Genomic DNA, 13,445 nt, shown 5'->3' on the forward strand with positions numbered 1-13,445 from the left:
TTGACACCGAAGCTTGCCCTCCCTCGCCCACCAGCCTGGGCGAGGCGGCCGAGAGGACCTGCATGCGTGCAGTAGTGACGGGTGGGGCCGGGTTCATCGGCTCCCATCTGTGCGAGCGGCTGCTTCAGGCGGACCACGAAGTGGTCTGCGTGGACAACTTCCTTACTTCCAGCCCCGAGAACATCGAGCACCTCAAGGGGGACCGGCACTTCCAGTTCCGTCACTGTGACATCACGCAGGGCGTGGACGAGCCGGGACCGGTGGACGCCGTCTTCCACCTGGCTTCACCTGCCTCGCCCGCGGACTACCTGAGACTGCCACTGGAGACACTCCGAGTGGGCTCGGCCGGCACCTGGCACGCCCTGGACCTGGCCGCCGCCAAGGGCGCCCGCTTCCTGCTGGCCTCCACCTCCGAGTCGTACGGCGACCCCCTGACCCATCCTCAGCCGGAGAGCTACTGGGGACATGTGAACCCCGTGGGCCCGCGTTCGGTGTACGACGAGGCGAAGCGCTTTGCCGAGGCACTGACGATGGCGTACCGCAGGAGCCGCGGTGTGGACGCCAAGATCGTGCGCATCTTCAACACCTTCGGGCCGCGGATGCGCCCGGACGACGGACGGGCGATCCCGACCTTCATCCGCCAGGCGCTGCTCGGGGAGCCGATCACGGTCACCGGCGACGGCAGCCAGACCAGGTCCCTGTGCTACGTCGACGATGTGGTCGAAGGCCTGCTGCGCATGCTGGCCGGCGACCACGGCGGACCCGTCAACCTGGGCAACCCCCACGAAGTCTCCATGCTGGAGCTGGCGCAGTGGATCGGCAAGCTCACCCGGTCACGCTCCGAGATCACGCTCACCCCCCGTCCCCAGGACGACCCCGAGCGACGGCGTCCGGACATCACTCTCGCCCGCGAGCTGCTCAACTGGGAGCCCACGACTCCCGTGGAGCGCGGCCTGTGCGAGACCATCACCGACTTCCGCCGGCGTCTGACCCTCTCCGAGTTCACCGGGAGCGGCACACGGCCCGCCGGAGCCACGCCGAGCTGTGAAGCCGACCGCTCATGACCGCCCCTCCGAGCATCCGGACGACATCGGTGACGACGGCTCCCGTGGTCGAGTGCCTCGGTGTGCCCATCACCGCGCACACCCGCGACAGCGCGGCCCGCCATGTCGTACACCTGGCCGGTCGGATGCGCGAGGCACGCCATGGGCTCACCGAGGGATCCGGCGCCCTGGGCATCAAGCGCGGCAGTGACGTACACCTGTCCAACGCCTACACGCTCGCCCTGGCCGACCGGGACCCCGAGCTGCTCGGCATCCTCCGCTCGGCCTCCCTCAACCTCCCCGACGGGCAGCCGGTCGTGTGGGCCAACCGACTGCTCCACCGCAGCGCCGCACTGCCGGGCACACGGGTCTACGGCCCCGACCTCCTTCTGGACGTCTTCGCTCTGAGTCAGCGCACCGAACTGAACCACTACCTTCTCGGCTCCACGCCCCAGGTGCTCGACGCGCTGCACCGGGAGCTGCGGGAGCGCTATCCCGGGGCGCGGATCGTCGGCACCTGCTCCCCGCCCTTCAGGCCCCTGACCGTCCACGAACGGCGGCAGCAGGTGGAGGACATCCGTTCCGCCGCGGCGGACATCGTCTGGGTCGGACTCGGCACGCCCAAGCAGGACCGCTGGGCCGCCGAACTGTGCGACGCGCTGCCCGTGGTGACCGTGGCCGTGGGCGCGGCGTTCGACTTCATCGCCGGGAACAAGCCGCAGGCACCGCACTGGATGCGGCACAACGGGCTGGAATGGCTGTTCCGGCTCGGCTGCGAACCACGCCGCCTCTGGCGCCGGTACCTCTTCGGCAACGCCCGCTTCGTCCACGGGGTGGTGCGCCAGGCGGCTCGCCCCGTACGAGCGGACGGCGGCGCGGTGCACGCGGCATCCGATCGCCTGAATTCGGGACGACTCATCGGTCAGGGCCGGGAAAATCCCGACATCGTTCCTAAGGTGCGGCCATGGTGATCACTCCGGCGAGACCCCGAGAGACCCGGCGGCGCGTCGTCGTGGTGCAGCCCTACGTCCCCGGTTATCGAACGTCGTTCTTCAATCACCTGCAGGACCGGCTGAACTCCGCGGGTGTTGCCCTGGAAGTGCTGTACGGGCTAGTGCCACCGCAGCAGGCGGCCCGACGCGACGCCGCAACCTGCGCCTGCGCGGTACAGGTACCCTCGCGACGGCTGCCTGCCCCTGGCGGACGGTCCCTTCTCTGGCGTCAGGTGACGGACCGGGCCGCTTCCGCCGACGCGGTGGTGCTGGAACAGGCGCTGCGAAATCTGGAGGCCTATCCGCTGTTGCTGCGTCAGCTGATCCGACGGGCCGGTGGGCGCCCTCCGCGGGTCGCGTTCTGGGGCCACGGCCGCACCTACACAAAGAAGACGAGCCAGCTCCAAGCAGCCGCCAAGGACGTTCTCACGCGGCAGGCCGCCTGGTTCTTCGCCTACACCGAGGGGGGAGCCGCACACGTCGCCTCACGGGGCTTCCCCCGCGAAAGGATCACCGTCCTGCGCAACTCCGTGGACACCACGGAGCTGACCGCCACGCGTGACCGCGCGGACATCCAGGGCACGCCCGAGCATGCCGCAGCCGCCGCGCTGCGCCAACGCCACCACCTCGAACCGGGACGAACAGCCCTGTACGTGGGGGGACTTGACGCTCCGAAGCGGATCCCCTTCCTGCTCCAATGCGCGCGGCGTATCGCGACCGGCCTGCCGGGCTTCAAGCTGCTGGTGGCCGGAGATGGTGTCGACCAGCCCCTTGTCGAAGCCGTGGCCTCCGCACCGGGCAGCCCGGTCCTGGCTCTCGGCCACCGCTCCGGACAGGACGTCGCGCTGCTCGGAGCGGTATCGGACGTCATGCTGATGCCCGGGCGAGTGGGACTGTGCGCGGTGGACTCGTTCGCCCTGCGGACACCCATCGTCACCACCGACTGGCCATGGCACGCGCCCGAGTTCGAATACCTGGAGCACGGACGGAACGCAGTGGTCAGTCGAGACGATCCGGAGGCCTTTGCGGTGGCGGTGCAGCAAGTGCTGAAGGACCGCTCCCGCCTGGAACGTCTACGCGAAGCCTGCCGTAAGGACGCCGCCGGCTATACGGCAGACGGCATGGCGGAGCGTTTCTGTGACGGCTTGCTGCATATGCTCGACAGGAGTGCGTGAGCCGACTTGATGAATTCCTCAGACCGGCGAGCCGATTCCATGAAGGGTTTCAGTGAAATGACTGCTCCAAGGTCATCGGACCGACGGACGAATCCGCGTGCATACGACGTCCTGCCCCCGCGGTTCCGGCGCTCGATCACCAAGCCCATCCGTACCATGCGGCCATGGCTCTACGGGCCATGGCCCGCCGCACTCAACGGGCAGCGATTCCGTCAGAACCTGTTCCGCTCCCTGGTCCGCGAACTCCAGCCCCGGGCGATCTTCGAATCCGGTACCTACTGCGGAGGGTCGACACAGTTCCTGTGGCATCTGTCCGGCGCTCCCGTGGTCACCGTCGAAAAGAATCGCGGATTCGCGCGTTGCGCCGAGAGACGTTTCCGCGGAAATCCAGACGTCCGGGTGCTCAATGAGGATTCCCGGGATGCTCTGCGGACGCTGCGCGACGACGCCCGGTTTCCCCGCTCGCGGGTCCTGTTCTACCTGGACGCCCACTGGGAAAAGGACCTCCCCCTCCGGGAGGAAGTCGACATCATCACGAACGCGTGGACGGACTCGGTCATCGTCGTCGACGACTTCAAGGTTCCCGACGACGACGGTTACGAATTCGACACCTACGGCGACCTGCAGCTGTCGATGGAGTATCTGGGAGAGACCGTCGCGCCCTATGACACGTTCTGGCCGAACTGCCCGTCCGGCATGGAGAGCGGGCGTCGCCGCGGTTGCGTGGTGCTGGCCGCCCCGGGCGTCGCACAGCAGGTGTCCGAGCTCCCTGAAGTGCGTCGCGCCGAAGCTCTCGCAGTGCCCAAGCCGTGAGACAGGAACCAGGAGCGAAGGCCGCCCCGGGGTGGCCGACGGCACCGGTGACGCGGGTGGTGGTGCTGATCGCCTGTCACAACCGCCGCGAGAGCACGGTCCGGTGTCTGCGGTCGCTGATCGGGCAGGGCGGACCCAAGGTGTCCGTGCGTGTCGTGCTCACCGACGACGGCAGCACCGACGGCACCGCACGCGCTGCCCGCGAGGTATGGCCCGGCATCCATGTGCTCAGGGGCAGCGGCAAGCTGTTCTGGGCAAAGGCGATGGCACTCGCGGCGTCGGCCGCGGGCGACTACGACTTCCTCCTCTGGCTCAACGACGACGTGACCTTGGACCCCGGAGCGCTGTCGGACTTGCTCCGCGCCTACGGGGCGCTCTCCGGTTCGGACAAGGGCGACCTGATCGTCGTGGGGGGTCTGCGTGATCCGCACTCCGGCGCGGTGACGTACTCCGGTGTTCACCGGCGCAGCCGTCTGCGCCCGGTGCGGTTCACCACGGTCACCCCGGCCGAAAGCCCGGTTCGGGCCGAGACCATGAACGGGAACCTGGTACTGGTTCCCCGTCGCGTGGTCCAACGCGTCGGGCAGATCGACGCGCGCTTCAGCCACGGGCTGGCCGATTTCGACTACGGCCTGCGCGCCAGGCGCCTCGGATGCGCCATCTGGGTCGCCCCCGGAACGCTGGGCACCTGTGCGCGCAACACCACAGCGGGGAGCTGGACCGACCCCGCCCTTTCCGTCCGGCAGAGGATGCGTCTGGCGTGCGCCCCCAAGGGCCTTCCCCCGGGCAGCTGGTTGCGGTTCACACGGCGGCACGCCGGTCCCGCGTGGCCGGTGTACTGGCTCTCGCCCTACGCGCGGCTCCTCGCCGGTGCGGCTCTCGCCCGAATGCGTAGTGGAGTGCGGTCCTTGTGAGGTAGTTCCGAAGCAGTCCGGAGAAATTTACAGCCATGACAAAAGTGATGCGGCGTGGGTGACCACGCGCTGTGGAGGAGGAACCGTGACGAGCGGAGTTGACATGCAGCGTGCCGCGACTGCGGAGATCTGCAGCAACCGGGACAACTGGTCCTTCCACGTCACCAGCGATCCGCTGACCCGTTTTCTGCGCGATCGGCGCTTGCGGATCGCGCTACGCATGCTGCGCGTCCGGGGACTTCTCGATCCAGCACGACAGAGTGTTCTGGTCGTGTGCGGCGGTGTGGGCGGAGAAGGGGTCTTCCTCAGCCGCTGCGGATTCACTGACGTCACGGTCAGCGATCTGTCCGAAGAGGCACTCGAAGTCTGCCGCAGCCTCGAACCCAAAATTCGGACCATGCCTCTGAACGCGGAGAACATGGCCGAGATCCCCGATGCCAGTTACGACCTGGTACTGGTCCAGGACGGTCTGCACCACTTGCCGCGCCCGGTCCTGGGCTTCACGGAGATGCTACGGGTGGCCCGGAAGGCCGTCATCGTGATCGAGCCGCACATGGGCCTGGTGGGAAGGCTTATCGGCACGGAGTGGGAGCGGCAAGGAGAATTCGTCAACTATGTCTTCCGGTGGAATCGCTCGCTTGTGAACCAGGCCACCCGAAGCTATCTCCTGTGCCCGCAGGCCGTCGTGCTGCTCCGCAGGCTGTGGGACCACAACCTCGCCGTCGGCAAGGTAGCGGGCCGCTTCCCGGAGCGTTGGCGCCTGACAGCGGCCAAGGCCGTCTATCAAGCGCTGCGGCCGGTGAACCGGCTCGGAAACATGATGGTCGCGGTGGTGGTGAAGCCGGACGGCGACCCGCCACACCGCAGCGGACGGTGAACGGACCAGGGGTCGTGCCGGACGACCGGTCGGGTGACGTCTGCCGCATGCCGGGTGTGGCACCAAAGCCGATCCGGAGCAGCGCTGTAGCGTCGCTCGCGTGTCCGTCGCGAAAAGCGTTGCCAGGTCGGTCATCGGCGCCGTCAACCGTCCCGTTGCCAAGGCTCGGTTCGCACATGCAGCCAGGTCACAGTCTCTCCTCAAGATCGAAGTGGGGAGCTACCGGGGCCGTCGGCCCGGCTGGATCTGCACCGATGTCTGCTGGCACACGCGGTCGTATCTGGATGCCACCAGGACGTGGCCCGTCCGCTCCGGCTCGGCGAGTCACATCTACTCCGACAACATGATCGAGCACATCCGCCTCGAGCCCGCCCGCCGCATGTTCCGTGAAGCCCGGCGCGTTCTGGCACCTGGTGGGCGCATCCGGCTGTCGACACCCGATGTCGAGCACGCTGTGCGGCTGTACCTGGCACGTGACGAGGACACGCGACGGGAGATGGAGGAGTGCCGGCGCAGGGGGTATCAGGCCGAGCATCCGGTTGATCTGCTGCGCATGACCTTCCAGGACTGCGGCCATCACGCCGGATTCCTGTGGGACTTCCAGGCGGTGGAGGCAGAGCTCCGGTCAGCCGGCTTCTCCGCCGTCCGCCGTTACGCACCCGGCCAGAGCGATGACCCTGAATTCCGGAACCTGGAGTCCCGACCCCAATTCGCCTTGATCGTCGAGGCGGATGTTGCCTGATCCCCGTCTCGCGTTCTTCCGGTGTTTCATCCCGGAATACAGTGAGTCACATTCCGACAGCACAGGGAGCGGACGGTGAAGCTTTCACAGCGGGCCTACATCAGGGCCAGCGCCGCCCTGCCTGCCGCGATCTCCTTCCGGACGGATCTGTTGTTTCCAGGCCTGAGCATGCCCGAACTGGGGCCGTTCAACGGGCAGCTCAGGCGACAGGAGATCATCCGCGAACTGCTGGCGGCGATCAGCTTCGACGAGATCGTCGAGACCGGTTCCTTCCGCGGCACCACGACGAGGTTCCTGAGTGAAATCTCCGGCCTGCCCGTCCACTCCGCCGAGATCGAAGAGAGGTTCTACAGATACGCTGCGGTGAAATGCCGTGGCATTCCGGGGATCCGCCTGTACAACGCAGACTCACGGAAGATGCTGAACATCCTCTCGAAGCGGCCAGGAAACCCCGCGCTGCTCTTCTATCTCGATGCTCACTGGCAGGAAGACGTACCTCGCTACCAGGAACTGGAGATCATCGAGACACACTGGAGCAGATCCGTCGTGGTGATCGACGACTTCCGCGTGCCGGGCGACCCTGGCTATCAGTTCACCTCGTACCACGGAATCCCGTTGGACGTGAACTACCTCCCCGGCCTTCCTGGCTGGAAGGCCTTCTACCCGAAGAGCGATTCGGCCGACGAGACCGGCGCGAAGCGCGGATGCATCGTCCTGGCGAGCCCTGAGATGGCCCCGGCCGTGGATTCCCTCTGCAGCCTGCGCGCGGGCGAACTCACCCGGCAGAGCATCGCGAACGGCTGAACTCCCGGACATGTCAGCGGCTCACGGTGCGACCGCCTCCGCCCGGCATCGACCTTCGGGAACCGCATCACGGTCAGCAGTGATCAGCCTGCGCTGGAACATCGCCGGCTCCATGGTGGTCGTGCTGCTCCAACTCGGATACACGGCCTACACCGCTCGCGCCGTGGATGCCCATGCCTACGGCGTCTACGCCATCACGCTGACCGTAGTGCCGCTCTTCGGTTACTTCGCCAACGCCGGACTGTCGGCCTGCGTGCTCCGGTCGGAGCGCCTGACGCTGCCCTTCGTGCGCGCCGCCCGGCGTCTCGCAGTCGTCTCCGGCTCCGTGTGTTTCCTGCTGGTGGAAGCGGTGGCCCCGGTCTTCGGCTCCTTCTTCCACATGCCCGACGTCACCTTCATGGCGCGCCTGCTGGCCTGCGTGTTCCTCGTTCAGCCGAGCGCCAACGTGACCGTCACGGCCATGCGTCGCGCCGGTGCGGCCCCGATGGCGGTGCTGGCCGAGTCGCTGGGCCAGGCGGCGGGGGTGGCAGCGGCGGCAGGTCTTCTCGTATGCGGCTGGAACCCCTTCGCGCTGGCACTCGCACAGCCGGTCGCGGCGGCCGTGGCCCTGTCCGTGGGCACGGCCTGGATCGCTCGCCGGGCGCTGCCTCCCGGGCCCCCGGTCAGGGCTCGCGATCTCCTCGCCCCTTCGGTATTCATGACGAGCCACAGCCTGGGGCAGTTCATCACCAACAACATCCCGCTGTGGGCTTCGGGCCGGCTGCTCGGTCCGGGCGCCGCGGGGTCGTACTCCCGGGCGTCGCTGTTCACCGGACTGCTCCTGACGTTCCTGTATCAGGGGATCAACTGGGCCGTGACGCCGCTGCTCGCCGAGCGGCGCGCCGAAGGGCTCCGTTTCGACCAGGACGTGCAGCGAACGCTGTGTGCGGCGTCGGCCGTGGCGTTCACCGGCTTCGGCATCACGGCAGGCATCGGACCGGCGGTCCTCCGCCTGCTGCTGGGGCCGGGCTGGGAGCCGGCCGTGGCACTGGTCCCTGTTCTGTCCGCGGCGGCGGCCATGACCTTGCTGTGCTACTGCGGAGGGTTGATCGACCAGGTGCGGAACGCGCCACGGGCCCTGCTCGGCACCCTGACGGTCACGGCGGTGGCGACCGTGGCGGGGGTTGCCGCTGCCGCGTTCGCGCATGCCCTTCTGCTGGCCGCGGTCGCGGCCACCGCCGGACAAGGGGTGGGCCATCTCGCGCAGTTGGCGGCCTGGCACCGGTCCGGCCTGATGCGTGCCGGCGCCGCCCTGCGTATGCATGGGGTGCACCTCGCCGTCGGGGCGGCATTGGGCGGTGCTGCCGCGCTCGGCTCCGCGGAGCGTTCCGCGGCAGCGGCCCTGGGGTATGGCCTGCTCGCGATACTGCCGGTCGTGCTCGTGTGCGTGCTTCTGCGCCGCTGGATTCCCGTGTTCACGGTTGCTGTCGCCGCGGGCATGCTGCGGAGCCGGAGATCGCTCACTTCCCCTCTCCGGTCGTCCGCGGCCGCGGATCCGACCGACCCGGCGTGTTGATCAGGGGCAGCCGAATGCCCCGGCATCCGTGCTGCCGCGTCGTCCCGCCCGAGCGCCTTCACGAAGGAACACCGCGTCGCACTGCAACATCTGTCCGGTCCGGTTGTCGCTGAAGCCGGGCACGAGTGCCGCCAGGGTCATCCCGTACCGGCGCTGCGCGATTCCCAGCGCGTCTTCCAGGAGCAGACCGCCCTCGTACAGCGGGACACACGAGACTTCCATCTGCAGTCCGGTGCACTGACCGACGCGGTCGGCTGCTCCTTCCAGGACGGCTCCTTCATATCCCTGGACGTCCAGCTTCAGGAACACGCGCTCCTCGGGCCCGGCCACGTGCGGCCAGACGGCGTCGAGGCGAAACTGCTCGGCTTCCTGGACGTCCACGTAGCGGGATTCCGGGCAGGCATCCGCGTGCCTGGACAGCATGGGCAGCACGGAACTGCTGGCACATCCATTACCGGCTACGTTGACGTTCACGGTGCGATCGCTGTCGCCGAGGGCATACGGAAACACTTTCCACAGCGGGTCCGCCGCGGCGCGGCGGTTCAGCGTCCGCAAGGGCTCGTGGAGCGGCTCGAAGGAGACGATCCTTCCCCGGTACCCGAACCGCCGCAGCATCGCTCCGTACTGACCACGGTTCGCCCCCACGTCGAGCACCACATCGATGCGGCTGCGGTGAATCAACTGCACGACGCGGTAGTCGAGTGAACTCTGCGGATACCGGTTCACGTCGAGGCCGATGCGCTGTGCGGCGAGACGGATGCGATGAAGGAGAGTCATTGTCCCATTTTCGGGGTTCATTCCGTCGATTACCGGTATTCACCGTGCTTCTGAGTGGCCCCTTTCCTGGCTGTGGTACTCCTCTGCCGGGCGACGAGCGGTTTTCTCCGCGGATCGGTGAACCGGCCTGCCGCGTCGGCGCGCAGCTGCCACAGACACAGCCCGAGGAGGATCCCTTGCTCGGGGAACGGAGAGTACGAGACGAAGAGCACGAGCTGGGAGACGATCACCAGACGCAGGGCGGGCATGCCGTTCCCGCAGCGACCGAGCCGCCGCCATACGAGAACGTACAAGGCCAGCAGCGTGAGCAGTCCGATCGCGCCCAGGCGAATGAGGACGTGCAGGTAGTAGTCGTGCGGGGAGACGGAGATCACCACGCCTTCGACCCACCGGTCGTAGCCGGAGCCGAACGGACTGCCCAGCAGCCATTCGGTCAGGGTCTTGGGCCCGTCCATCAGCTCCTGCCAGCCGAGAACCCGCCATGAGAAGGTGCTGTTCGCGTCCTGAGTCTCCGCGAAGGAGTCGGCGAGGACGCCGCCGACCCCGCCGAACACTCCGGCTGCGAACGCCAGGGCGCCCACGCACAACGACGCCATGGCTGCCGCAGAGGTGGCCAGGCGTTGACCTGCACGGGCAGGAATCAGCGCCCACCAGACGACCGCCATCACGATCGTGGCCGCCCAGATGGTCCGGTGTTGCAGCAGCACCACCAAGACCAGACAGAGCAGCGCCGGCAGGATCTTGCCGCGGCCGCCCTCGGGCCGGCCCTTCCGCTCCCGCCGGTTTCTTCCCGGGGTGTTCTCCGCGGTCGTGGCCGGGGCGGACGAGTCCCCGCCCCAGGGGCACAGCAGGAGCACCGCACTCTGCGCGAGGACCAGAGCCGACCTGGCCGGCACCGGCCTGGGGTCGTACAGCTGTCCTCCCACGGTGGCCACGTCGACGACCGAATGCAGTCCGGTGTTCAGCCATCCGGCCAGGCTCAGTGCGGCGTACGCGGCGGCCGAGGCCAGCCACAGCCGCACGACGGCCCGGGCCCTGCCGGGGCGCAGGGGCGCGGTCGCGACGTACAGGGCCGAGGCGAAGACCTGCCAGAAGTAGACGCGGGCGTCATTGGCGGCGGCGGGCAGGCCCCAGGCACCGACTCCCCGCTGGATCGACCACGCGATCAGGAGCATCACCGCCAGGACGAGCACCAACTCTGCCCGGGGCGACACCCCCCGCCGAAGCAGCCGGGCGCCGGCCACCAGCATGGCGCAGGCGGCCAGCAGGTCACTTGGGTGGATGCTGACGCCGACATCGAAGAGCGGCATCTCACCATCCGCGGCGATCGACCACACCTGTACGCCCAGGAGCAGACCGATGGCGGTGTTGCAGTGCTGTGTGAAGATCCACAACAGGATGCCGAAGAGCGCCAGCCCCACGAAAAGGGTCTGAGCGATGTCCGAGGCGACGGCTGGGTCGTGCACCGTTGGTCCGTCCTGGGGGGTGGTGAGCCGGAGGCGGAGGCTTGCGACAGCACGCCGTGGCGGTGAAGGGGTGCTTCAGAGGGGCAGGCGATGGTTCGTCACCGGCACCGACGTCGCCCGGCGCATGGCCGTGCGTACCGTGATCCCGGTGGCCCAACCGCCCTGACCACATCGGTGCCCGGAAAGTCGGCGCGCACGGCGGCGCCGGTTGCGTCGGTGCTTCCGGCGTCGACGAGGTGCACGGTCAGGGCTATCAAGGGCAGCAGTCCGAACCGCCTGTCCCATGACGCCAGGGCTGCCAGAGTGCTGTCCCGGCAGTTGTGACAGGTCATCAGGACAGCCGCCTTCTGGGAAGCCGGGCTCCCTGCACGCGTCACGGCCCGACCAGCTCCATCGCCGTCGGATCGGCGGACGCACCGACGGGAGCGGCCGGCGCCGGGGACAGGGCCGCGATCTCGGCGTCCACCATGACGCGGGCCAGTTCCGGGGCGCGCACCGTCGGGCGCCAGCCCAGGACCCGCTCGGCCTTGGAGGCGTCTCCGACGAGGTCGTCCACCTCGGTCGGCCTCAGGTATCGCTCGTCGAACCGCACATGGTCGCGCCAGTCGAGGCCGACATGGGCGAAACACTGCTCGACGAAGTCGCGCACGCTGTAGCTGACGCCGGTGGCGACCACGTAGTCGTCCGGTTCGTCCTGTTGCAGCATCCGCCACATCGCCTCGACGTATTCCGGGGCGTATCCCCAGTCCCGCCGGGCGTCGAGATTGCCGAGGTAGACGACGTCCTCCAGGCCGGCCTTGATGCGTGCGGCGGCCGTTGCCACCTTGCGGGTGACGAAGGTCGGCCCGCGGCGAGGAGACTCGTGGTTGAACAGGATGCCGTTGACCGCGTACATCCCGTACGCCTCCCGGTAGTTGCGCGTCGCCCAGTACGCGTACACCTTGGCGACTCCGTACGGGGAGCGCGGGTGGAACGCAGTGCCCTCGTGCTGAGGCGGCGGGGAGGCGCCGAACATCTCGGAGCTGGACGCCTGGTAGAACCGGCAGGGCAGGCCTGTCGTCCTGATGGCCTCGAGCAACCGCGTGGTGCCCAGTCCGGTGGTGTCCCCGGTGAACTCCGGCTCGTCGAAGGACACCCGTACATGGGACTGGGCAGCCAGGTGGTAGACCTCGTCGGGCCGCAGGCGTTCGAGCAGTCCCGCGATCCGGGTTCCGTCGGTCAGGTCGCCGTAGTGCAGGAAGAGGCGCGCCTCGGGGTCGTGCGGATCCTGGTAGAGATGGTCGATGCGCTGCGTGTTGAAGGTCGAGGCGCGGCGGACGATTCCGTGCACCACGTACCCCTTCTGCAGCAGCAGTTCTGCGAGGTAGGAGCCGTCCTGGCCGGTGATGCCAGTGATGAGCGCGGTCTTGTCCGTCATGCGGACTCCTTTTGCTGGGCCGTGGTGCTGACAACGCACCTGAGCGTGGAGGGCGGCGGACACGGCTCACTTCCTCGCGACCAGTGATTTGGGAAGTCCGGCGAAGCGTTCGAACCAGATGGTGGAAGCGGGGAAGTAGGACCGCATCTCGGCCGCGGACAGGAGCTCGACCCCCTGGACATCGTGGGTGGCCTGCGTACGACCCGCGCGTGGGACGTGTCCGTGCGGCCAGTGCCGGGAGACGGCGACGCGAGCCGGGAACGGGAGCCACTGCAGCCCTGGGAACAGCCAGTGGGGTTCGACGGGGAAGTAGCGGTAGGGAGTCTGTACCCAGTGGCGGTCGGCGTGGTTGTGCACCGTGTCGGCGAACTGCTGCCGCCGGTAGTGCCCTCCCACGTGCTCCAGGACGGAGTTCGAGTACACGAGGTCGAATCGCCGGGTGACCATGTGCGCCGGCAGCGCGAGGCTGCACGCGTCCGCGACGACCGGCGTGATCCCGGACTCGGCGTGCCGGGCGGTACCCGGGTCGAGATTGACGGTCACCACGTGCGCCGGCCGGACAGGCGCGCCACGCCAGGCGCTCGGGGTGCCGCCGAGGTCGAGAACGTGCATGTCGGCCAGGTCGGGAAAGCATCGCAGCAGTTCGTCCCAGCGCTTGGCGCGGGCCGAGTGGGCAAGGGACCCGGGCCTCGTGGGATCGGCGATCTTCGTCTTCAGCATGCTGCTTCCTCTTGGCCACGTGTCGTGCGGCGATGCCCGTCTCGACGGCCACGCGCCTTGTCTTTCGGCAGAGCCGTCAGGACGGACAGGATGGGACGCGAACTCAGGCGCCTCCGGCACTTCCGGCACCCCGGAAAGAATACGGAAATC

The 13,445-nt window shown here is 68.2% G+C and carries 13 protein-coding genes; 9 read left to right on the forward strand and 4 right to left on the reverse strand.

Going from position 1 to position 13,445, the window contains the following annotated elements; genetic code table 11:
- Positions 1-62: 62 nt before the first annotated feature.
- From ACFZDA_RS22885 to ACFZDA_RS22925, 9 genes are all read left to right on the forward strand, one after another.
- A complete protein-coding gene (locus ACFZDA_RS22885; protein ID WP_391084414.1) occupies positions 63-1,064 on the forward strand; it encodes an NAD-dependent epimerase/dehydratase family protein in 1,002 nt (333 codons plus the stop codon).
- Positions 1,061-2,014 carry a WecB/TagA/CpsF family glycosyltransferase gene (locus ACFZDA_RS22890; protein WP_391084418.1) on the forward strand — a complete coding sequence of 318 codons (954 nt, stop codon included), beginning with the start codon at positions 1,061-1,063 and terminating at the stop codon, positions 2,012-2,014. Before ACFZDA_RS22885 ends, ACFZDA_RS22890 begins: the two co-directional genes overlap by 4 nt.
- Positions 2,008-3,210, forward strand: a complete 1,203-nt coding sequence (locus tag ACFZDA_RS22895) for a glycosyltransferase (RefSeq protein ID WP_391084421.1) — start codon at positions 2,008-2,010, stop codon at positions 3,208-3,210. The genes ACFZDA_RS22890 and ACFZDA_RS22895 overlap by 7 nt, the downstream gene beginning before the upstream one ends.
- A 156-nt stretch (positions 3,211-3,366) precedes the next feature.
- Positions 3,367-4,023 carry a hypothetical protein gene (locus ACFZDA_RS22900; protein ID WP_391084424.1) on the forward strand — a complete coding sequence of 219 codons (657 nt, stop codon included), beginning with the start codon at positions 3,367-3,369 and terminating at the stop codon, positions 4,021-4,023.
- Positions 4,020-4,937 (forward strand): glycosyltransferase, encoded by a 918-nt coding sequence (locus ACFZDA_RS22905; protein WP_391084426.1) that lies wholly within the window; start codon positions 4,020-4,022, stop codon positions 4,935-4,937. The genes ACFZDA_RS22900 and ACFZDA_RS22905 overlap by 4 nt, the downstream gene beginning before the upstream one ends.
- Before the next feature lie 85 nt (positions 4,938-5,022).
- A complete protein-coding gene (locus tag ACFZDA_RS22910; RefSeq protein WP_391084429.1) occupies positions 5,023-5,814 on the forward strand; it encodes a methyltransferase domain-containing protein in 792 nt (263 codons plus the stop codon).
- Between the two features lie 100 nt (positions 5,815-5,914).
- On the forward strand, positions 5,915-6,556 hold the full coding sequence (locus ACFZDA_RS22915; protein WP_391084432.1) for a methyltransferase domain-containing protein: 642 nt from the start codon (positions 5,915-5,917) through the stop codon (positions 6,554-6,556).
- A gap of 75 nt (positions 6,557-6,631) precedes the next feature.
- Complete coding sequence (locus ACFZDA_RS22920) at positions 6,632-7,360, forward strand: hypothetical protein (protein WP_391084435.1); 729 nt, start codon at positions 6,632-6,634, stop codon at positions 7,358-7,360.
- 79 nt (positions 7,361-7,439) lie between these two features.
- Positions 7,440-8,915, forward strand: a complete 1,476-nt coding sequence (locus ACFZDA_RS22925; protein WP_391084438.1) for an oligosaccharide flippase family protein — start codon at positions 7,440-7,442, stop codon at positions 8,913-8,915.
- On the opposite strand, the gene ACFZDA_RS22930 is transcribed toward ACFZDA_RS22925, so the two are convergent.
- From ACFZDA_RS22930 to ACFZDA_RS22945, 4 genes are all read right to left on the reverse strand, one after another.
- Positions 8,916-9,692 carry an FkbM family methyltransferase gene (locus tag ACFZDA_RS22930; protein ID WP_391084441.1) on the reverse strand — a complete coding sequence of 259 codons (777 nt, stop codon included), beginning with the start codon at positions 9,690-9,692 and terminating at the stop codon, positions 8,916-8,918.
- 29 nt (positions 9,693-9,721) lie between these two features.
- Positions 9,722-11,158, reverse strand: a complete 1,437-nt coding sequence (locus tag ACFZDA_RS22935; RefSeq protein WP_391084444.1) for a hypothetical protein — start codon at positions 11,156-11,158, stop codon at positions 9,722-9,724.
- Between the two features lie 373 nt (positions 11,159-11,531).
- On the reverse strand, positions 11,532-12,575 hold the full coding sequence (gene gmd, locus ACFZDA_RS22940) for a GDP-mannose 4,6-dehydratase (RefSeq protein WP_391084446.1): 1,044 nt from the start codon (positions 12,573-12,575) through the stop codon (positions 11,532-11,534).
- Between the two features lie 66 nt (positions 12,576-12,641).
- Positions 12,642-13,295 (reverse strand): class I SAM-dependent methyltransferase, encoded by a 654-nt coding sequence (locus ACFZDA_RS22945; RefSeq protein ID WP_391084449.1) that lies wholly within the window; start codon positions 13,293-13,295, stop codon positions 12,642-12,644.
- Between the last annotated feature and the right edge of the window lie 150 nt (positions 13,296-13,445).

It is taken from the genome of Streptomyces sp. NPDC007991 (genome assembly GCF_042958445.1).
GTDB lineage: Bacteria > Actinomycetota > Actinomycetes > Streptomycetales > Streptomycetaceae > Streptomyces.